This window comes from Acidovorax sp. GW821-FHT10E04 (assembly GCF_059415185.1).
In genome coordinates this window covers 631,863-651,206 of record NZ_JBWKMT010000001.1, presented here as the reverse complement: position 1 = coordinate 651,206, position 19,344 = coordinate 631,863, and the positions used below count along the sequence as shown (strand labels likewise).

Sequence of the window (19,344 nt, the reverse complement as noted above, 5' to 3'; positions counted from 1 at the left end):
GGAGCCGCGCTACGTGTTCAAGTTTTTCGAAAACCGCCTTCCCCCCTATCCCCCCGCCGAACCCCACCTGCCCCCGAAGGACTTCATGGCCTTCGTCTGGGATGGCACGCGTGGCCTGCGTGGCTACGTCGCCACGATGGCGGGGCTGTCCGCCGCCATCGCGGTGTACGAAGCCCTGCTGTTCGCCGTGCTCGGCCATGTGGTCGACTGGCTCTCCACCGTCGCACCCGGTGCGCTGTGGACGCAGCACAAGGCCTCCATCCTCGGCATCACCGCGCTGCTGCTGGGCTCCGTGGGCCTGGTGGCGCTGCAGACGGCCATCAAGCACCAGGTGCTGGCCATCAACTTCCCGCTGCGCCTGCGCTGGAACTTCCACCGCCTGATGCTGGGCCAGAGCATGGCCTTCTATGCCGACGAGTTCGCGGGCCGCATCACCACCAAGATCATGCAGACCGCGCTGGCCGTGCGCGACATGATCTTCACCACCACCGACGTGGTGATCGGCATGGGCGTCTACCTCGTCACCATCCTCGTGCTGCTGGCCGGGTTTGACGTGCGGCTGCTGGCCCCGTTCGCCGCCTGGATGGTGGCCTACGGGCTGGCTTGCTGGTATTTCGTGCCGCGCCTGGGCAAGGTGGGCAAGGCCCAGGCCGATGCGCGCTCGGTGATGACCGGGCGCATCACCGATGCCTACACCAACATCGCCACCGTCAAGCTGTTCTCGCACACGCGCCGCGAATCCGAATTCGCGCGCGCGGCCATGGACGCCTTCAAGCTCACCGGCTACGCGCAGATGCGCCTGGTGAGCCTCTTCGAGATCGTGAATCACATCCTGGTGGTGGTCATGATCCTGGGTGCGTGCGGCACGGCGCTGTGGCTGTGGTCGCTCGGCGAGGTGGGCGCGGGCGCCGTGGCCGCCGTCACCGCCATGACGCTGCGCGTGTCGGGCCACGCGCACTGGGTGATGTGGGAGATGACCACCCTGTTCGAGAGCGTGGGCACCATCCAGGACGGCATCAACACGCTGACCAGGCCGCGCACGGTGGTGGATGCACCCGATGCCCAGCCACTCGCCGTGACCCAGGGCGAGGTGCGCTTTGACAACATGAGCTTTGCCTATGGCAACGGCCGGCCCGTGATCGACGGGCTGAACCTGGTCATCCGGCCGGGCGAGAAGATCGGGCTCATCGGCCGTTCGGGCGCCGGCAAGTCCACGCTGGTGAACCTGCTGCTGCGCTTTCACGACGTCAGCTCGGGCCGCATCCTCATCGATGGCCAGGACATCGCCCACGTCACGCAGGACAGCCTGCGCCGCTCCATCGGCATGGTGACGCAGGACACCTCGCTGCTGCACCGCTCCATGCGCGACAACATCCTGTACGGCCGCCCCGACGCGAGCGAGGCCGACCTGCACAAGGCGGCCGAGCGCGCCGAGGCGGCGGACTTCATCGCCACGCTGACCGACCTGCAAGGCCGCACGGGCTACGAGGCGCATGTGGGCGAACGCGGCGTGAAGCTGTCGGGCGGCCAGCGCCAGCGGGTCGCGATCGCGCGGGTGATGCTCAAGGACGCGCCCATCCTGCTGCTCGACGAAGCCACCAGCGCGCTCGACTCCGAGGTGGAGGCCGCCATCCAGCAAAGCCTGGACAGCCTGATGCAGGGCAAGACCGTGATCGCGATTGCGCACCGCCTGTCCACCATCGCGGCCATGGACCGCCTCATCGTGATGGACGCGGGCCGCATCGTGGAAGAAGGCACGCACGCGCAGCTGCTGGGCCAGGGCGGCGTGTATGCACGCCTGTGGGGGCACCAGAGCGGCGGATTCCTGGGCGAATCGGAAGAAGACTGACAGCCACTGCCTCGCCGCCCAGCCAGCCAGCCGGGCTGCCTGCCACCCACGCGACAGCACGGCACCGGCCTGTCGCCCAGGCGGCTGTGCGCGGCCCGCGCACGTTCTACCGTTGCAGCCCTGCACGGGCCATGGTGGCCTGGCCAACCGAAGGAGACGATCCGATGATCAAGGTCACGGCGGTGTACCGCTGGCGCGAAGGCGCCACGTTCAACCACGACTACTACCACGGCGAACACATGCGCATCGCCCGCGCGGCGCTTCAGCCCCTGGGCCTGGTGCGGCTCGAGAGCGACCGCGTGCTCTACCCCGGCGAGCCCCGCCCCGGCCAGGTGGTGGCGCTGACCAACGCGTTCTTCAGCGACCTGAAGCAGGCCCAGGCCGCAGCCAGGCAAACGGCGGCGCAACTGACGGTGGACATCCCCAACTACACCAACATCACGCCCGAGTCCTACTTCGCGCAGATGCTGGCGCACGAGGTGGCAACGGCCTGAGAGCGCGTCGATCCACCGCTCGCGCACGGCCTTGGGCAACAGGCGCACACACCGCCCTGCCCGGCCCCGGCACGGCGGCCAGCACGTGGCACGCGGTGGACGGCCAGTCCAAGGCCCGGGGAAGGCAACCGGCAGCGCCGCCTGGCCCCACATGGATAAAAATAGGCCCTCGCGCAGGTTTGCATTGCGCATCAAGCTATAAATTTAATAGCAACATACATTCCAGGCCGCAGCTCCATGACCACCAGCACCCCCATCCCACTCGACATGCCCGCGCCCACCGGCGACCAGCTCAAGGCCAGCCGCGCCGCTGCCGGGCTCAGCCAGGCCCAGGCCGCGGAATTGATGGGCTATCCGCTGCAGACCGGCAGCCGGGGGGGCGTGCAGTCGCGCACCTGGCAGGCGCTGGAGAGCACCACCGACGAGCGCAACATGCAGGGGCCCGTCTACGCGATGTTCCTGCTGCTCACGGGGCAGCATCCCGACTACGTGCTGGCCCGGCGCTCCGGTGCGGCCCCATCCGCCGTCGCCCCATGAAAAAAGCGGAACGGTCCAAAGACCCTTCCGCGAACTGCTTGCAGGGAGATCGCCGAAACAGCGGGTGGCTCAGTCCACCTTGATGTTGGCGGCCTTGATCACCTGGGCCCACTTGTCCACCTCGGCCTTCTGGAAGCTGGCGATCTGGGCGGTGGTCATGTCGGCCGGCTCCATGCCAAAGCCCTTCAGGCGGTTTTGCATGTCGGGCTGGGCCAGGATCTTGCGGATCTCGTCGTGCAGGCGCGTGACGGTGGGCGCGGGCGTGCCGGCCGGCACGAAGATCGCCTGCCACGACTGCACCTGGAAGTCCGCCAGGCCATTCACGCCCGATTCGGCCACCGTGGGCACGTCGGGCATGGAGGCCAGGCGCTTGGGCGAGGTCACCGCGATGGCGCGCAGCTTGCCGCTCTGGATGTGCGGGGCGGCGACCACGGTGGTGTCGAACATCATGTCGACCTGGCCGCTGATCACGTCCTGGATGGCGGGGCCGCTGCCCTTGTACGGGATGTGCGTGAACTTCACGCCCGACTTGTAGGCCAGCAGTTCCACGGCCAGGTGCTGCGAGCTGCCGGTGCCGGCGGAGGCCGACGACAGGCCGCCCTCCTTGCCCTTGGCGGCGGCCAGCACGTCCTTGAGCGTCTTGTGCGGGCTGTTGGCCGACACCACCAGCACCACCGGATTGGTGCCGATCAGCGTCACGGGGCTGAACGACTTGATGGGGTCGTAGCCCAGCTTCGGGTACAGGCTGACGTTGATGGCGTGGGAGCTGACGGTGCCGCCCAGCAGCGTGTAGCCGTCGGGCGCGGCGCGCGCCGCGGCTTCCGAGCCGATGCTGCCGGCCGCGCCACCCTTGTTCTCGACCACCACGGTGGTCCCCAGGGCGGTGCCCAGTTGCTGGCCGATCAGGCGGCCGAGCGTGTCGGTGGTGCCGCCAGCGGCAAACGGCACCACGTAGCTGATGGGCTTGCCCGTGGGCCAGGTGCCCTGGGCGGCGGTGGGCAGGCCGATGAGGCCCACGGCGGCAGCCAGGGCCGCTGTGTGGATGAGGGTTCTGCGTTGCATGAAGGGTCTCCTGGTTTGTGGATGGTGGATGGCGGGACCGAATGGAAGAACCGTTCAGGCATTTCCACGGTTCAGTCCGTCTCAAGGCAGGTCAACGATCTCGACCCAGTTGGGGTTCTTGCCCGCTGGCACGCGCGTGGGGGTGCCCGGAACGCCGGTGGCAGGGTCGATGGGGTGCAGCGACACCTGGTGGGACTCCTGCCCCGCCGCGACCAGGAAGCGGCCCGAAGAGTCCACCGCAAAGCCGCGCGGGGACTTTTCCGTGGGCACCTGGCCCAGCGGCTGCAGCTGGCCCGTGACCGCGTCGACGCGGAAGCTGCTGAGGGTGCTGGAAGTGCGCTCCGACGCATACAGCGTGCGGCCGTCGGGCGACAGGTGAATGTCAGCGGCCCAGGGCTTTCCCGCAAACCCTGCGGGCAGCGCCGTGGCGCGCTGCACTGGGCGCAGCGTGCCCCGCGCCGAGTCGTAGGCCAGCACGTGCACGGCGGCGTCCAGTTCGTTGAGCACATACATGAAGCGCTGGCCCTTGTCCCACACGAAGTGGCGCGGGCCCGACTTGTCAGGGGCGACGGTGGTGAGGGCGGGCTCGTGCGCGCTGAGCCTGCCCGTCTCGGCATCGAAGCGCCAGGCCGAGAGGTTGTCTCCGCCCAGGCTGGTGGCGAACACATGGCGGTTGGCGGCATCCGCATGGATGGCATGCGCATTCGGCGCCGTGGGAATGAGCTGCTGCACCGCCCCCACCGCGCCGTCCTTGCCAATGCTGTTGACCGTGATCTTGTGGCCGGGGTACGAGGCCGCGAACAGCCAGCGCCCGGTGGCATCGGTGTCGATGTTGGCCATGCTGTCGGCCAGCGGCGCCTCGCCCAGCTTGCGCAGCTTGCCGCTGGCGGGATCGATCGCCAGGTTCACCACCCTGAACGGCTGTGAGCGCAGCGCCACGTACAGCATCTTCTTGTCCGGGCTCACGGCCATGGGCATCGCCATACCGCCCAGCGGCGTGGTGTCCACCGGCTTGAGCGCGGCGGCACTGCGGTCCAGTTCGAACACCGACACGTCCTGGCTGTCCGCGTTGGAGACATAGACCCAGGTAGCGGCCCAGGCGCCCGGCGTGGCCAGTGCGGCGGCCACGGCAACGGCCACATGCGCCAGCCGTGCGGCCCTGCGGCGGGAGCGAAGTGCTGCAATCATCCGTATTCCTTGGGCAGATGGCGGCGAAGGCTGGGGAACAGCGCACTCGCGTTGCCATGGTGGTCGTTTCCCGCCGGGCGATTTCACGGCCTGCCGGGCGCGGGGTGGGAGTCTTTTGTCATATGTCGTCATACAACAAAGAGGCGATTGTGGAGCCACTCCCACCCGGAACCCTAAAGGGATTACCCGAAGTTTCTTGACACTCGATTGGTGCGCCGAGCCCCTGTCGCCATAAGGAAACAGCCTCCCAAAACCCTGGTACTTACCCTGATTTTTTAAGGGTAAACCCGACATTTCCAGGCTGGTCGGTTGTTTTGGATCGCGTCTAGTTGTACGATGACTAACAACAATCCATGCAACGGAGACATTCCATGACCTTGAACCGACGCGCCATCCTCCTGGCCTGTACCGCCGCCCTGGCAGCAGCCTCCGCCACCGCCCAGACGGCGGAATGGCCAGCAAAGACGCTGCGCATCGTGGTGCCCTACCCTCCAGGCGGCAGCTCGGACATCATTGCGCGCTCGATCAGCCAGTCGCTGTCCGAGGCGCTCAAGCAGACCGTCATCGTCGAGAACAAGCCCGGGGCCAACGGCAACCTGGGGGCGGACTTCGTCGCCAAGGCCGAGCCGGACGGCTACACCATGCTGCTGTGCGACGTGGGCGCGCTGGCCATCAGCCCCTCGGTCTACACCAAGCTGTCGTTCGACCCCTCCAAGGACCTGCGTGGCGTGACCATGCTGGCCTACTCGCCCCACCTGCTGGTGGTGCACCCTTCGGTGCCCGTGAGCAACCTCAAGGAGCTGGTCGCCTACTCCAAGAAGAACGACCTGAACTTTGCCGTCACGGCCACCGGCAGCGCTCCCCACCTGGCTGGCGTGGCGCTGGAGCGCGCCAGCGGCGCGCGCTGGCAGTACATCCCCTACAAGGGCGGCGTCACCGCCATCCAGGACACCGTCGCCGGCCAGACCCAGGTGCTGATGAACGGCATGCTGGCCACCCTGCCCCAGGTGCAGAGCGGCAAGCTCAAGGTGCTGGGCGTGTCCAAGTCCACGCGCATGCCCCTGATCGGCGACGTGCCCACCATTGCCGAGCAGGGCGTGGCCGGCTACGAGTCCGGCACCTGGCAAGGCGTGCTGCTGCCACGCGGCACGCCCGATGCCGTCGTGCAAAAGCTCAACAAGGCCCTCATCACCGCCATCCGCGCACCCGAGATCCGCTCGCGCCTGGCCGGCCAGGGCGCCGAGGTGGTGACCATGACCTCCGCCGAGCAGGACCAGTTCTTCGTCAAGGAGCGTGCGCGCTGGGCCAGCGTGGTCAAGGCCGCCAACATCAAGCTCGACTGAGCACTTCACACCCCCCTGTTTCATTCACCTTTCTCCCTCGTTGCAATGACCATGACCCCGCAAGACCTCAAATCCATCATGGGCTCCGGCCTGCTGTCCTTCCCCATCACGGACTTCGACGAGCAGGGTGAATTCCGCCCCAGGACCTACATCGAGCGCCTGGAATGGCTCGCCCCCTATGGCGCCAGCGCCCTGTTCGCCGCCGGCGGCACGGGCGAGTATTTCTCGCTCTCGGGCCCCGAGTACGGCCAGGTCATCAAGACCGCCGTGGACACCTGCCGTGGCAAGGTGCCCATCATTGCCGGCGCCGGCGGCCCCACCCGCACCGCCATCGCCCATGCCCAGGAGGCCGAGCGCCTGGGCGCCCACGGCATCCTGCTGTTGCCCCACTACCTGACCGAAGCCGGCCAGGAGGGCCTGATCGAGCATGTGGCCGCCGTGTGCAACAGCGTGAAGTTCGGCGTGATCGTCTACAACCGCGACCGCACCAAGCTCACCGCCGATTCCCTGGCCATCCTGGCCGACCGCTGCCCCAACCTTATCGGCTTCAAGGACGGCGTGGGCAACATCGAGACCATGTCTTCCATCTTCATGAAGATGGGTGACCGCTTCTCCTACCTGGGCGGCCTGCCCACGGCCGAGGTGTATGCGGCGGCCTACAAGGCGCTGGGCACGCCGGTGTATTCGTCCGCAGTGTTCAACTTCATTCCCAAGACGGCGATGGACTTCTACAAGGCCGTGGCGGCAGACGACACGGCCACCCAGCATAAGCTGCTCAAGGAGTTCTTCATGCCCTACCTGGCCATCCGCAACCGGGTGGAAGGCTATGGCGTGAGCATCATCAAGGCGGGCGCCAGGATCGTGGGCCATGACGGTGGGCCGGTGCGCGCGCCGCTGACGGACTTGAAGCCCAGCGAGATGGAAGAGCTCAAGGCGCTCATCGACAAGCTCGGCCCGCAGTAAGCGCGCCGAGGGGCCTGGCAAGCCAGGCCCCTTTTCTTTGGTTGCATTCCACCACGCGCCTGGCCGTGCACGGGCGCGTGGTGCAGCCGTGGCACGCACACACATCCCCAACACCACAACGGAGACAGACAAGATGTTCAAGCAAATCGTTCTCGCCACGGCCGCCGCCTTGGCCATTGCCGCGCTCACGGGCTGCGCCGCCAGCGCACCCGCTGCATCTTCGGCATCGTCCGAGCAATCGGTGGCCGCGGCTGCGGAAAAACTGCGCGTGGCCATGATCGATCCCACGCCCACGGCCCTCGCCCAACTCGTCGCCGACGACCTGAGCTACGGCCATTCGGGGGGCCGCGTGGACACCAAGGACAGTTTCATCGGCGACCTGATCGCAGGAAAATCCGACTTCGTCACCATCGCCATCTCCGACCAGACCATCAAGGTCGTGGGCAACACTGCCATCGTGCGCCACACCCTCACGGCCGATACCAATGACTCGGGCAAGCCCGGCAAGGTGCAGATCAAGATCCTGGGCGTGTGGCAGCAGCAAGGCGACCAGTGGAAGCTGCTGGCGCGCCAGGCCGTGCGCGTCGCGGCATGATGTAGACACATCGGGGCGGCTGTGTGCCGCCGTATGCCGCCCGTTGCATTTTTTGGCACTGCTGCCCCACGAAACCATGACCACGACTCCCCACCGCATCCTGCAAATCGGCCGCCTGCCCCTTCCCGCGCTGGAGGCCGAACTGGCGGCCCGTTACAGCGTCGCCTGCCTGGCCGAACAGCCCGATCCAGCGGCTTTTCTGGCGTCACACGGTGCGGAGTTCACCGGGGTGGTGACCACCGCCGCCATCGGCTTCAAGGGCGAGGTCATCGCCGCGCTGCCCCACCTCCAGGTCATCAGCAGCTTTGGCGTGGGCTTTGACGCGCTGGACATCGATGCGGCCAAGGCGCGTGGCGTGCAGGTGGGCTACACGCCCGGCGTGCTCAACGACTGCGTGGCCGACATGGCGTTTGCGCTGATGCTGGATGTGTCGCGCAACCTTGCCGCCAGCGACTGTTTTGTGCGCCGTGGCGAATGGCCGAAGGCCAGGTTTGCGCTCGGCAGCCGCGTGTCGGGCAAGCGCCTGGGCATCGTGGGCATGGGCCGCATCGGCCAGGCGGTGGCCGATCGTGCGGGCGGCTTCCGCATGGAGGTGGGCTACCACAACCGTCGGCAGGCCGAGGGCTGCGCACTCCCTTATTTCGAGTCCTTGACCGCGCTGGCGCAGTGGGCCGACTATCTGGTGCTGACCGTGGCGGGCGGCGCTGGCACGCGCCACCTCGTCAACCGCGATGTGCTGGATGCCCTGGGGCCGAACGGCTACCTCGTCAATGTGGCGCGCGGCAGCGTGGTGGACGAAGCCGCATTGACCGAAGCGCTGACCGAACGCCGCATCGCCGGTGCAGGGCTGGACGTGTTCGAGAACGAGCCCACCGTGCCCGCCGCGCTGATGGCGCTGGACAACGTGGTGCTGACGCCCCACACCGCCAGCGCCACGCACGAAACCCGACGCGCGATGGCCGACCTGGTGCTGGAAAACCTGGAATCGTTCTACACCACCGGTGCCGTGCTGGCGCCGGTGCCTGGCACCTTGGTACTTGAGTAAGCCGTAAACAGCGCCTCCGTGCCTGGCTCCTCGCCCTGCAGCACCGGAGACGCCCCCGCAGGGGGGAGGCACGAAGCGGCTCAGGGAGTCACTTCAGCCTGTCGCGCGAGATGTCCATGATCATGCGCGTGGCCAGGTACAGGCGCGGCACGATGGTGTTGATCTGCACGTACTCCGCATCATTGGAGTGGGCGCCGTAGCCCGACAGGCCCATACCCTCCACCACCGCGCCCTTGGTCTTGAGCGCCGCAAAGGCCGCATCGGTGCCGCCCCCGGTGGCTTTCTCGACCACATTGAGCGGCAGGCCCAACTCCTGGTAGATGACCTTGCCGTAGCCGGCCACGCGGCGGGATGCGTCGCTGGCCTCCAGCGGCGGGCGGCGCACTTCAAACTTCACATCCACCTTGGAGGCTGGCAGCAGCTTGCTCTTGACCTTCTCTTGCAAGCTTTTTTCCAACCCATCAAAGTCGGACACGCGCAGCGCACGCGCATCGGCCTGGGCCGTGGCCTCGGCGGGGATCACGTTGCGGTTGGTGCCTGCCTTGGATACCGTCCAATTCAGCTTGAGGCCTTCGTCCGTTTTGGACAAATCCTTCATCTGCAGCAGCTGGTGCGACAGTTCGTACAGCGCATTCACGCCATCCTCGGGCTTGGCCCCGGCGTGCGATGCCTTGCCCTGCACCGTGAGGTAGGCCGCCCCGATGCCGCTGGTGGCCAGGCGCAGCGTGCCGTCGGTGCCGCCGCCTTCGAACGACAACACCACGTCCTGCTCGGACGCCACACGGGTGATGGTGCTGCGCCAGCCGGGCGAGCTGATTTCCTCGTCGCCATTGATCAGCACGGTGAGCGTGCCGTAGTCCTTGAAGCTGAGCTTTTGCAGCAAGGCCACGGTGTGGATGATGAGCGCGATGCCCTGCTTGTCGTCCGAAATGCCCAGGCCATAGGCCCTGTCGCCATCGATGCGGAACGGCTGGCCTTTGAGCATGCCTTTCAGGTACACCGTGTCCATGTGCGCGATGAGCATGATCTTCTTGCTGCCCGTGCCCTTGAACACGGCCTGCACGGCAGGGCCCACCTTCTCGGGCGTGTCGTCCAGGCGGTAGATGTCGCTGGTCTGCAGCACGTCCACCGTGCCGCCCAGTTGCTTGAGCTGGCTGGCAATGCGCTCGGCGATCTGATTCAGGCCTTCGATGTCCTTGCTGCCGGACTCGATGTGCACCAGGTCGCGCAGGGTGTCGAGCAGCGGCTGCTGCTCCTTCTGGGCCAGCGCATGGACATCAGCCACCGGCGCAGCGTGGGCCAGGGCGGCGGCAAACGCCAGCGCCAGCGAGGCCATCAGGGGGCGGACAAACGAAGGGGCTGAGTGTGGGCGGCGCTGCGGATGGTGCATGGTGCAAAGGCTCGGTGAAGGGATGAGGAAAGCGATTATGGAGTCTTGCAACACCAATTTCAAACACTGATCCCCCTTGCAATGTTTCGGTCAGCGCCTGCGCGCCAGACTCAGCCCGCGGGCGCAAACACCTCGGGACCCAGCCGTGACTTGTAGCCCCGGGGTTCGAACAGCCACATGCCATACAGCGGCAGAGATTCCGCCAGCCGCAGGGGCGCCACCAGCGTGGACGCACCGCCCAGCAACGCAGGGTGCGGCACAACAGCCAGCAGGTCGGACTGCGCCACCAGGTGCAGCAGGCTGGCAAAGTCGGGGCAGCGCACGGACATCTTGGGCGCGGGCATGCGGCGCACACGGTGCGCTTCCGTCAACACATCCACCGGCCCGCTGACACTGGGCCCCACACAGGCCCACGCAGCGCCCTGCAGTTGCGCCAGCGACTGGGCCCGGACCCATGGGTGGCCCTTGCGCGCATAGACCTGGGGATGCAACTCGTACAGGGGGCGCTCCGTCACATCGGGATGCGCAAACTTGCGCGGTTTGGGGGCAATGACCGCATCAAAGCGCCGCTGCAGCAGGCCCTCCAGCAGACTGCCTTCATCGGCCGTCGCCATCTCCAGCGAGCGCCGGGCGTTGGGCAGGCACCAGCTGGCATACAGCAGCGGGCCACAGACCAGCGCCGCTGAAGACGTGAGCCCTACCCGCAGCAGGTAGCGGTCTGCCGCAGCCACTGACGCGCGGGGCAGCGCCTCAACCCCTTGTGCCAGGTGCAGGGCCTGCGCGGCTACAGCCCGGGCCAGGTCGGTGGGCACATGGCGGCGCCCTTCCTGCACCAGCAAGGGCTTCGCGAAGTGGACTTGCAGTGCCTTCATGCCATGGCTGATCGCAGGCTGCGACACGCCGCAGGCCTTGGCCGCCAAGGCGAACGAGCCCTGTTCGATGACCGCACGGAGGTATTGCAGGTAGCGCAGATACATAAACACCTTTTATGTACAAGCCACCATTGTCTCTTGTCGTGCGGCGCGGAGTTGGCGAAGCTACGCACTCCACTCCACGCCCTTTGCATCGCCACGTATGAGCCATTCCCCCATCGACACCGTCCGCACCTACCTCGCCCACCTGCATGCCAGTCATACCGACGGGCTGATTGCCTGTTTTGAAGACGATGGCATGGTGCATTCGCCCTTTCTGGGCACCATGCGCGCGAGGGGCTTTTTCCAAAAGCTCGCCCAGGCTTCCAGCCGCAGCGTGATCACCGTGCTGGATCTGTTCGCCTCCGCCCAACCAGAAAGCGGCGGCGCCGTGCGGGTCGCCGCCTATTTCCGCTACGACTGGACCTTGAACGATGGCCGCGAGGTGACTTTCACCTGCGTGGATGTGTTCACGTTCGACGCGGGCAGCACCCGCATCCGCGACATGAACATCGTCTACGACACCCACCCGCTGCGCGAAGAGGTGGGCGACAAGTACGCGCCGGATCCGATTATCACAACAACTCCACGCCCTTGAGCGTGACAAAACTCGTCTCGCGCGTGACCTGCACAAAGTCCTGCAGGTACGGCTTGGCCGACAGGCTGGGCAGGCAGGCGGCGTGCAGTTCGCCCCGCAACCCCCGGGCTCCGATGGGCCTGGCCGTCACATACCCCCGGTCCAGGTAACTCTGCACCGCCCACAGCGGCAGCGCCGCCACGCCGCGCCCGCTGGCCACCAGCTGCAGCATGGCCACCGTCAGCTCGGTGGTGCGGCGCGGCGGGCGCACCCCGGCGGGCTCCAGCACCTGGCGGATCAGGTCCAGCATTTCGTCCGGCACGGGGTAGGTGATGATGGTCTGGTCGGCAAAGTCCTGCGCCATCAGGTGCGGCCTGGCGACCAGCGGGTGCGTGTTGGCCAGCAGCGCGCGGATCTCGAAGCCAAACAGCGCGTGGTAGTCCACGCCCGCCTCGTCGGCATCCACCTCCGACACGATGGCCACGTCGGCCCGGCCCTGGTGCAGCAGGCCCACGGGGTCGGCGTGAAAGCCGCTCACGATGTCCAGCTCCACCTCGGGCCAGCGGGTGCGAAACGCGTCCATGGCGGGCATGAGCCAGTCAAAGCAGGTGTGGCATTCCACCGCAATGCGCATCTGCCCGCCCTGCCCCAGCACCAGGCGGGCAATGTCGCGCTCAGCCCCTTCCACCTGGGGCAGCATCGCATCGGCCAGCGCCAGCAGGCGTTCGCCCACGGCAGTGAACTGCGGCGGGACGGACTTGCGCTCAAACAGCGGCTGGCCGTAGCGGTCCTCCAGCAGCTTGATCTGGTGCGACAGCGCCGACTGCGTGAGGTTGAGCAGCTGCGCGGCCCGCACCAGGCTGCCGCTGTCGCGCAGGGCGACCAGGGTGCGCAGGTGGCGCACTTCCAGAATCGACTGATTCATTATTAATTTTCAAGTTGATCGCATAAAACTTTCGTTTGAATAATAAACGAGCCCGCGCGACCATCGGTGCCTTCATTGCACTGCTCCATTCAGAAGAAGGAAATCACCATGTCGCTCGCCGCCCAATCCTCCTCTCGCCCTGTGCTCACGCACACCCTGGGTTTTCCGCGCATGGGGGCGCAGCGCGAACTGAAATTCGCGCTCGAGTCCTTCTGGCGCGGCGACAGCACCGAGGCCGAGCTGCAGGCCACCGCCGCCCAATTGCGCCAGTTGCATTGGCAGGCGCAGGCCGATGCGGGCCTGGGTTGTGTGACGGTGGGCGACTTTGCGCTGTACGACCACGTGGCCAACCACATCCAGCTGCTGGGCTGCGAGCCTGCGCGCTTTGGCTTTGACGCCCACACGCCCGAGCTGGCGCGCTACTTTGCGATGGCGCGGGGCGTGTCGGCCCACGCCGCCGAAGACCACCAAGGCTGCAGCGCCGGTTGCACCGCAAAGCACACCACCGGCCAGCCCGCGCTGGAGATGACCAAGTGGTTCGACACCAACTACCACTACCTCGTGCCCGAGTTCAGCGCCCACACCCAGTTCCACCTGGCCAGCGAACGCCTGTTCGCCGAAGTGGCCGAGGCCCAGGCCCTGGGCCACCGCGTCAAGGCGGTGCTGCTGGGGCCGCTGAGCTTTTTGTGGCTGGGCAAATCCAAAACGGCGGGTTTTGACCGCTTCAGCCTGCTGGAGTCATTGCTGCCGGTGTACGAAACCGTGCTGGCGCGCCTGAAAGCCCAGGGCGTGGAATGGGTGCAGATCGACGAACCCATCCTGGGCCTGGACCTGCCCGACACCTGGCGCCATGCGTTCGAACCCAGCTACTGGCATCTGGCGCGCAGCGCGCCCAAGTTGCTGCTGGCCACGTACTTCTCGCCACTGGCCGAAAACCTGCGCCTGGCCTGCCAGCTGCCCGTGGCGGGCCTGCATGTGGACGCCGTGCGCGCGCCGGATGAGTTGGTGGGCGTGGCGGACTGGCTGCCCTCGCACAAGGTGCTGTCGGTGGGCATCGTGGACGGCCGCAACATCTGGCGCACCGACCTCGATGCCGCTCTGACCAAGCTGCGCCCTGTGGCCGACAAGCACCAGGGCGAGCTGTGGGTGGCACCGTCGTGCTCGCTGCTGCATGTGCCGTTCAGCTTAGAGGCCGAAACGCAGCTGGATGCCGAAGTGAAATCCTGGCTGGCGTTTGCCGTCGAAAAGCTCGACGAGCTGCGTGTGCTCTCCACCGCCTTGTCGCAAGGCGAGGTTGCGGTGGACGATGAATTGCACGCCGCCCGCATCGCCCTGGCCGCCCGCCGCGCCAGCCCCCGCGTTCACCGTGCCACCGTGGCCGCCCGCCTGGCCGCCGCTGCGCCGGGGGCCGACCAGCGCCACGACGCCTTTCCCGCCAGGCAAAAGGCACAGCGCGCACGGCTGAAACTTCCGCTGCTGCCCACGACCACGATTGGTTCGTTCCCACAGACGGCCGAGATCCGCGCCGCACGCGCCGCCTTCAAGCGTGGTGCGCTCGACGCGGCCCACTACCAACAGAAGATGGAGGCCGAAATTGCACTCGCAGTGCGCAAGCAGGAAGCGCTGGGCATTGATGTACTGGTGCACGGCGAGGCCGAACGCAACGACATGGTCGAATACTTTGGCGAGCAGCTCGACGGCTTTGCCTTCACCGCCAACGGCTGGGTGCAAAGCTATGGCTCGCGCTGCGTGAAGCCGCCCATCATCTACGGCGACGTGGCCCGCCCCACGCCCATGACCGTGGCCTGGACGCAGTACGCGCAGAGCCTGACCGACCGCCCCTTGAAGGGCATGCTCACCGGACCCATCACCATCCTGCAGTGGAGCTTCGTGCGCGACGACCAGCCGCGCGCCACCACGGCCGACCAGATCGCCTGGGCGATCCGCGACGAGGTGTGCGATCTGGAAGCCGCAGGCATCGCCATCATCCAGATCGACGAGCCCGCGATCCGCGAGGGCCTGCCGCTGCGCCGCGCCGGGTGGAAGAGCTATCTGGAGCGCGCCACCCGCGCCTTCCGCATCAGCGCCAGCGGCGTGCGCAACGACACGCAGATCCACACCCACATGTGCTACAGCGAGTTCAACGACATCCTGCCCGCCATCGCGGCCATGGATGCCGATGTGATCACCATCGAGACCAGCCGGTCGGACATGGAACTGCTGCAGGGTTTTGGCGACTTCAAATATCCCAACGAGATCGGCCCCGGCGTGTACGACATCCACTCGCCCCGCGTGCCCGGCGTGCAGGAGATGGCCGCGCTGCTGGAAAAAGCCGCCGAGGTGGTGCCCGTGGAGCACCTGTGGGTAAACCCCGACTGCGGCCTCAAGACCCGGGGCTGGCCCGAGACCGAAGCCGCGCTGCGCCACATGGTGCAGGCGGCGCAGGAAGTGCGCGAGCGGCTGCTGGAGGAAGCGGCCCTGGCATGACGGAGGCCCGACCGCGAGATCGCCTGGCCGCCCACTCAGCCCGCAGCGCCCTTCATCTCCGCCAATTTCACGAGGACCAGCAAAGCGTGGTTGAGGGGCGTGGGCACGCCCAGGGCGGCCCCGCGCCTGACGACGTAGCCGTTCAGATGGTCGATCTCGGTGGGCTTGCCCCGCGCCAGGTCCTGTGCGGTGGACGAGAACTGGCCGGGCATGGTGGCAGCGATGCCGCGCACGGCGGCCTGCACGTCGCCCGCAATCGTCACTCCGTCCGCAGCGGCCACGGCCAGGCATTCGGCCACTATGTCGGCGATCACCTGCGTCACGCCGGGCACCTGCACCAGCGGGCCATAAGGCTGTTGCGACAGGGCCGAGAGCGCGTTGTACGCGCTGTTGAGCACCAGCTTGGCCCACAGCGCACCGCGCACGTTGTCTGACACCTGGGTGGGGATGCCCGCCGCCGTGAGCTGGCGGGCGGCCTCGCCGCTGCGTGGCGATGGCGCAATCACCAGCTCGCCCCGGCCATGGTGCACCACATGCCCCGGGCCGCCCATGGCGGTGGCGACGTACACCACGGCGGCGGCCACGGGGGTGCTGGCGCCGAGCACGGCGCGCACGCGCTCGTCGTTGTCCACGCCGTTCTGCAGGGTCAGCACCAGCGCGCCGGGCGCCAGGTGCGGGCGCATCCCGCGCGCGGCGTCCTCCGAGTCCGAGGACTTGACGCAGAACAGCACCACGTCGGCCCCCAGCACCGCGCTGGCCTCGGTGCTGGCCGCCAGCGGCACCTGCACATCCAGCACGGCTGTCTGCAGGCGCAGCCCGCGTTCGCGCACAGCCTGCACATGGGCGGGCCGGCCAATGAGCGTCACCGGGTGCCCGGCGCGTGCCAGCAGCGCGCCGTAGTAGCAGCCCACCGCCCCCGCGCCCATGACGGCGATGCGCAGCAAGGGGCCGGGGGTGGGCGGGGCGCTGGAGGAAACGGCTGTGGTCATGGAAAGTCCGGGGGACACAAAAAGAAGGCTGGGCCGATGGGCCTTGAGACTATATCGGGCGATCGGCCGCCCGCCCGCACGCTCATGCGCCGCGCAGCACGCGCTCCGCCCACCTGCCCGCCCCCAGGAAGAGGAAACCCACCAGCACGAAGCCGCCCAGCAGGCCAGCCGCATTGCGCAGCACCGTGGCATACCCCAGGGCGTTCACATCGATGAACGGATACGGGTAGCTGCCCAGCCACACGCCACGCACCAGCGCATAGGCAAAGTACGCCAGCGGGTAGGCGCAGGCTGCGAGAGGCACCCACCACCGCAACCCGCGCTTGCCGGGCGCGGCCCCCAGCCAGTACAGGCCGAACAGCACGGGCACCGCGTAGTGCAGCAGCACATCGGCCAGCCTCTGCCAGCCCTGGGGATCCCAGATGTTGCGCAGCAGGAAGTGGTAGGCCAGGCCCACCAGAACAATGCTGATGGCGGCACACGCCTGCACCGGCGCGCGCGCGAAGAACCGCCCCCAGGAGGAGGCTGCGGCCGCCGCCGGCAAGGTCAGCACCAGGGCCACCAGGATGTTCGTGAGCACGGTGAAGTACCCCAGATAGGCCACCAGGCCCTGCACGGCGGACTGGCCGCCGGCCAATGCAAGCCGCAGGGAAAGCACCAGCTGGAGCAGCACGGCAAACCAGACAAGCAGTGCAAGGGAAAAGGTGGCCCGCCTTTCGGCCGGGGTGGGGCGCGCGGCGTGCGCAGACGGGGGTGGCGAAGGATTCAAGGGTGTGCCCTGCTCTCGATGGGATGTGCCAGCACCATAGCCCAAAGGCCGTGGCACGGCCATCTCACCCAGGGACGGAAGTTGCAATAACCCCTGGCAACAACTCGGGAATCAGTTGATTGCAAAGACAATCATTGTCTAGTCAATTAAATTCCTGCCCATGACTTCCGCGCGCCCCACCCCCTCGATCCAGGGCTTCTACAGCCCCGACCACCTCCAGCCCGAGGACAGCGTGGGCTACCTCATGCGCAAGGTGATGTCCTCCATCCGCACCCAGGCGGATGCGCAGCTGGCTCCGCGCGACCTGACCTACGCCCAGTGGCTGCCGCTGTACAAGATCTCGCGCTGCGACAAGACCACGGTGGCCAGCCTCGCCCGCGACCTGGAGACCGATCCGGCGTCGATGACCCGGGCACTCGACCGGCTCGAAGCCAAGGGCCTGGTGCTGCGCGAGCGTTCCACCACGGACCGCCGCGTGGTGCAGCTCGCGCTCACGGCCGAAGGCCAGGCCGTGGCCGCCCAGGTGCCCGCCGTGCTGGCGGACGTGCTCAACGGCCACCTGAGCGACTTCACCCACGACGAATGGCAGCTGCTGCTGCGCATGCTGCGCCGCATGCTGGCCAATGGCGAAGCGCTGCGCCAGCAGCCGCCCGCGCAGCCCTGATCGCGGTGCCCCGTACTTTTTTCGAATCCCTGGAGATTGACGTGTCCCAACCCACCCCCTTTTCAACCCGCGCCGCCGTGGCGGCCCACTTCGCCGTCTCGGCCGTCGCGCTGGCGGCCGCCCTGTTCCTGGTCGGCTGCGCCAGCCCCGGGCCGGCACACACGCCGCTGGCACAGACCACGCCCGCCGGGGCGGGTCTGAACGCCTCGGCCAGCGAATCGGCCGCCCCGTCGCAGTGGTGGACCACCCTGGGCGACGCACAGCTCAATGCCCTGGTCGACAAGGCCCTGCAGGGCAGCCCCAGCCTGGCCGTGAGCCGCGCCCGCCTGGAGCAGGCCGTGGCGCTGAGCCAGGTGCGCGAAGCCGCCAGCGGCCCGCAGGTGAACCTGGGCGTGGACGCCACGCGCCAGCGCTACACCGCGCACGGCCTGGTGCCCGCCCCGGTGGCCGGCAACACCTACAACAGTGGCACGGTGCAGGCGACGTTCAGCTGGTCGCCCGACTTCTTTGGCCAGCACGCCGCCGAGCTGCAGGCCGCCCTGGGCCAGGCGCGCGCGGCCCAGGCCGATGCTGCCGCGGCAGCCAACACCCTGGCTGCCCAGGTGGGACGCAGCTACGTGGCCCTGGCGCGCCTGGTGTCGCAACGCGAAGTCGCGGTGCGCGCGCTGGAGCAGCGCGAAGAGCAGCGCCGCCTGACCAATGACCGCGTGGCCGCGGGCCTGGACAGCCAGGTCGAGCTGACCCAGGCCCAGGCCGCCGTGCCCGATGCGCGCACGCAGATCGAGGCGCTGGACGAGCAGATCACCCTGGCGCGCCGCCAGGTGGCCGTGCTCACCGGCCAGGCGCCCGATGCGCTCACCACCCTGACCCCGCAGCTGGCAGCCCTGCAGCCCGCGCCCGTGCCCGAGGCGCTGGGCGCCGACCTGCTCGGCCGCCGCCCCGACGTGGTGGCCGCGCGCTGGCGCGTGGAAGCCGCCACCCAGGGCGTGAAGGTCGCGCGCACGGAGTTCTACCCCAACATCAACATCGGCGCCTTCATCGGCCTGAACTCGCTGGGGCTGGACAACCTGTTCAACGCCGGCTCGCGCCAGATGGGCGTGACGCCCGCGCTGCGCCTGCCAATCTTCGACGGCGGCCGCTTGCGCGCGCAGCTGGGCGGCCGCCAGGCCGAGCTCGACGCCGCCATCGCCCAGTACAACGGCATGGTGCTCGACGCGGTCAAGGAAGCCGGCGACGCCATGGCCTCGGTGCAGTCGCTTAAGCGCCAGCAGGCGCTGCAGGACGATGCCGCCGCCAGCGCCGAGAAGGCCTACCGCTTCGCGCAGGAGCGCTACCGCGCGGGCCTGGGCAACTATCTGGTGGTGCTGTCCACCGAAAGCCAGGTGCTCGCCCAGCGCCGCCTGGCCGTGGACCTGCGCGCGCGCCAGCTCGACACCCGCCTCATGCTGATGAAGGCCCTGGGCGGCGGCTGGACGGACGACACCGACACGCTGCGCACCGCCGCGCGCTGATTCCTGGCACACGAAAAACACACACAACAAACACCTACCGAAAGA

Annotated in this window: 18 protein-coding genes; 11 read left to right on the top strand and 7 right to left on the bottom strand. The window is 67.7% G+C overall.

Going from position 1 to position 19,344, the window contains the following annotated elements; all coding sequences use genetic code 11:
- Positions 1-13: 13 nt before the first annotated feature.
- The 3 genes from AC07OC_RS03015 to AC07OC_RS03005 all read left to right on the top strand — a co-directional run bounded on the left by AC07OC_RS03015 (position 14) and on the right by AC07OC_RS03005 (position 2,880).
- Entirely contained in the window at positions 14-1,849 is a 1,836-nt protein-coding gene (locus AC07OC_RS03015) for an ABC transporter ATP-binding protein (protein ID WP_218338533.1), read from the top strand.
- A 164-nt stretch (positions 1,850-2,013) separates the two neighbouring features.
- Positions 2,014-2,343, top strand: a complete 330-nt coding sequence (locus AC07OC_RS03010) for an EthD family reductase (RefSeq protein ID WP_218338532.1) — start codon at positions 2,014-2,016, stop codon at positions 2,341-2,343.
- Between the two features lie 237 nt (positions 2,344-2,580).
- The gene (locus tag AC07OC_RS03005) at positions 2,581-2,880 is read left to right on the top strand and encodes a helix-turn-helix domain-containing protein (protein ID WP_218294929.1); all 300 of its coding nucleotides are present in this window, start codon (positions 2,581-2,583) and stop codon (positions 2,878-2,880) included.
- Positions 2,881-2,949: 69 nt separating this feature from the next.
- Here AC07OC_RS03005 and AC07OC_RS03000 read toward each other — a convergent pair whose 3' ends face one another.
- Entirely contained in the window at positions 2,950-3,942 is a 993-nt protein-coding gene (locus AC07OC_RS03000) for a Bug family tripartite tricarboxylate transporter substrate binding protein (protein ID WP_218338531.1), read from the bottom strand.
- Positions 3,943-4,023: 81 nt separating this feature from the next.
- Positions 4,024-5,130, bottom strand: a complete 1,107-nt coding sequence (locus tag AC07OC_RS02995) for a lactonase family protein (protein WP_218338530.1) — start codon at positions 5,128-5,130, stop codon at positions 4,024-4,026.
- A gap of 371 nt (positions 5,131-5,501) precedes the next feature.
- On the opposite strand from AC07OC_RS02995, the gene AC07OC_RS02990 reads away from it, so the two are divergent.
- From AC07OC_RS02990 to AC07OC_RS02975, 4 genes are all read left to right on the top strand, one after another.
- A complete protein-coding gene (locus AC07OC_RS02990; protein WP_218294926.1) occupies positions 5,502-6,473 on the top strand; it encodes a Bug family tripartite tricarboxylate transporter substrate binding protein in 972 nt (323 codons plus the stop codon).
- 51 nt (positions 6,474-6,524) lie between these two features.
- Complete coding sequence (kdgD, locus tag AC07OC_RS02985) at positions 6,525-7,436, top strand: 5-dehydro-4-deoxyglucarate dehydratase (protein WP_218339050.1); 912 nt, start codon at positions 6,525-6,527, stop codon at positions 7,434-7,436.
- A gap of 133 nt (positions 7,437-7,569) precedes the next feature.
- Positions 7,570-8,031, top strand: coding sequence for a nuclear transport factor 2 family protein (locus tag AC07OC_RS02980; RefSeq protein ID WP_218338529.1), 462 nt, complete (start codon positions 7,570-7,572; stop codon positions 8,029-8,031).
- Between the two features lie 76 nt (positions 8,032-8,107).
- Positions 8,108-9,076, top strand: coding sequence for a 2-hydroxyacid dehydrogenase (locus tag AC07OC_RS02975; protein ID WP_494600371.1), 969 nt, complete (start codon positions 8,108-8,110; stop codon positions 9,074-9,076).
- An 88-nt stretch (positions 9,077-9,164) separates the two neighbouring features.
- Here the strand turns inward: AC07OC_RS02975 and AC07OC_RS02970 are convergent, their stop codons facing one another.
- Together AC07OC_RS02970 and AC07OC_RS02965 are read right to left on the bottom strand one after the other, a co-directional pair.
- Positions 9,165-10,466 (bottom strand): M20/M25/M40 family metallo-hydrolase, encoded by a 1,302-nt coding sequence (locus tag AC07OC_RS02970; RefSeq protein WP_218338527.1) that lies wholly within the window; start codon positions 10,464-10,466, stop codon positions 9,165-9,167.
- A gap of 110 nt (positions 10,467-10,576) precedes the next feature.
- The gene (locus tag AC07OC_RS02965; RefSeq protein ID WP_218338526.1) at positions 10,577-11,443 is read right to left on the bottom strand and encodes a LysR family transcriptional regulator; all 867 of its coding nucleotides are present in this window, start codon (positions 11,441-11,443) and stop codon (positions 10,577-10,579) included.
- Between the two features lie 97 nt (positions 11,444-11,540).
- Here AC07OC_RS02965 and AC07OC_RS02960 point away from each other — a divergent pair, with 97 nt between their 5' ends.
- Entirely contained in the window at positions 11,541-11,975 is a 435-nt protein-coding gene (locus AC07OC_RS02960) for a nuclear transport factor 2 family protein (protein ID WP_218338525.1), read from the top strand.
- On the opposite strand, the gene AC07OC_RS02955 is transcribed toward AC07OC_RS02960, so the two are convergent.
- Entirely contained in the window at positions 11,953-12,879 is a 927-nt protein-coding gene (locus AC07OC_RS02955; RefSeq protein ID WP_218338524.1) for a LysR family transcriptional regulator, read from the bottom strand. The two genes, AC07OC_RS02960 and AC07OC_RS02955, sit on opposite strands and share 23 nt — an antisense overlap.
- Before the next feature lie 108 nt (positions 12,880-12,987).
- On the opposite strand from AC07OC_RS02955, the gene metE reads away from it, so the two are divergent.
- Positions 12,988-15,366 (top strand): 5-methyltetrahydropteroyltriglutamate--homocysteine S-methyltransferase, encoded by a 2,379-nt coding sequence (gene metE / locus AC07OC_RS02950; RefSeq protein WP_494600370.1) that lies wholly within the window; start codon positions 12,988-12,990, stop codon positions 15,364-15,366.
- Positions 15,367-15,401: 35 nt separating this feature from the next.
- On the opposite strand, the gene AC07OC_RS02945 is transcribed toward metE, so the two are convergent.
- Positions 15,402-16,355, bottom strand: coding sequence for a ketopantoate reductase family protein (locus tag AC07OC_RS02945; protein ID WP_218338522.1), 954 nt, complete (start codon positions 16,353-16,355; stop codon positions 15,402-15,404).
- Positions 16,356-16,437: 82 nt separating this feature from the next.
- Positions 16,438-17,124 carry a Pr6Pr family membrane protein gene (locus AC07OC_RS02940; RefSeq protein WP_218338521.1) on the bottom strand — a complete coding sequence of 229 codons (687 nt, stop codon included), beginning with the start codon at positions 17,122-17,124 and terminating at the stop codon, positions 16,438-16,440.
- Between the two features lie 160 nt (positions 17,125-17,284).
- Here AC07OC_RS02940 and AC07OC_RS02935 point away from each other — a divergent pair, with 160 nt between their 5' ends.
- Positions 17,285-17,788 carry a MarR family winged helix-turn-helix transcriptional regulator gene (locus AC07OC_RS02935; RefSeq protein ID WP_218338520.1) on the top strand — a complete coding sequence of 168 codons (504 nt, stop codon included), beginning with the start codon at positions 17,285-17,287 and terminating at the stop codon, positions 17,786-17,788.
- Between the two features lie 41 nt (positions 17,789-17,829).
- Positions 17,830-19,299 (top strand): efflux transporter outer membrane subunit, encoded by a 1,470-nt coding sequence (locus tag AC07OC_RS02930; protein ID WP_370627703.1) that lies wholly within the window; start codon positions 17,830-17,832, stop codon positions 19,297-19,299.
- Positions 19,300-19,344 lie beyond the last annotated feature (45 nt).

Coding starts and splice junctions, on each gene's coding strand:
- AC07OC_RS03010 (WP_218338532.1), top strand. CDS start 2,014: ATGATCAAGGTCACGGCGGTGTACCGCTGGCGCGAAGGCGCCACGTTC.
- AC07OC_RS03005 (WP_218294929.1), top strand. CDS start 2,581: ATGACCACCAGCACCCCCATCCCACTCGACATGCCCGCGCCCACCGGC.
- AC07OC_RS03000 (WP_218338531.1), bottom strand. CDS start 3,942: ATGCAACGCAGAACCCTCATCCACACAGCGGCCCTGGCTGCCGCCGTG.
- AC07OC_RS02995 (WP_218338530.1), bottom strand. CDS start 5,130: ATGATTGCAGCACTTCGCTCCCGCCGCAGGGCCGCACGGCTGGCGCAT.
- AC07OC_RS02990 (WP_218294926.1), top strand. CDS start 5,502: ATGACCTTGAACCGACGCGCCATCCTCCTGGCCTGTACCGCCGCCCTG.
- kdgD (WP_218339050.1), top strand. CDS start 6,525: ATGACCCCGCAAGACCTCAAATCCATCATGGGCTCCGGCCTGCTGTCC.
- AC07OC_RS02980 (WP_218338529.1), top strand. CDS start 7,570: ATGTTCAAGCAAATCGTTCTCGCCACGGCCGCCGCCTTGGCCATTGCC.
- AC07OC_RS02975 (WP_494600371.1), top strand. CDS start 8,108: ATGACCACGACTCCCCACCGCATCCTGCAAATCGGCCGCCTGCCCCTT.
- AC07OC_RS02970 (WP_218338527.1), bottom strand. CDS start 10,466: ATGCACCATCCGCAGCGCCGCCCACACTCAGCCCCTTCGTTTGTCCGC.
- AC07OC_RS02965 (WP_218338526.1), bottom strand. CDS start 11,443: ATGTATCTGCGCTACCTGCAATACCTCCGTGCGGTCATCGAACAGGGC.
- AC07OC_RS02960 (WP_218338525.1), top strand. CDS start 11,541: ATGAGCCATTCCCCCATCGACACCGTCCGCACCTACCTCGCCCACCTG.
- AC07OC_RS02955 (WP_218338524.1), bottom strand. CDS start 12,879: ATGAATCAGTCGATTCTGGAAGTGCGCCACCTGCGCACCCTGGTCGCC.
- metE (WP_494600370.1), top strand. CDS start 12,988: ATGTCGCTCGCCGCCCAATCCTCCTCTCGCCCTGTGCTCACGCACACC.
- AC07OC_RS02945 (WP_218338522.1), bottom strand. CDS start 16,355: ATGACCACAGCCGTTTCCTCCAGCGCCCCGCCCACCCCCGGCCCCTTG.
- AC07OC_RS02935 (WP_218338520.1), top strand. CDS start 17,285: ATGACTTCCGCGCGCCCCACCCCCTCGATCCAGGGCTTCTACAGCCCC.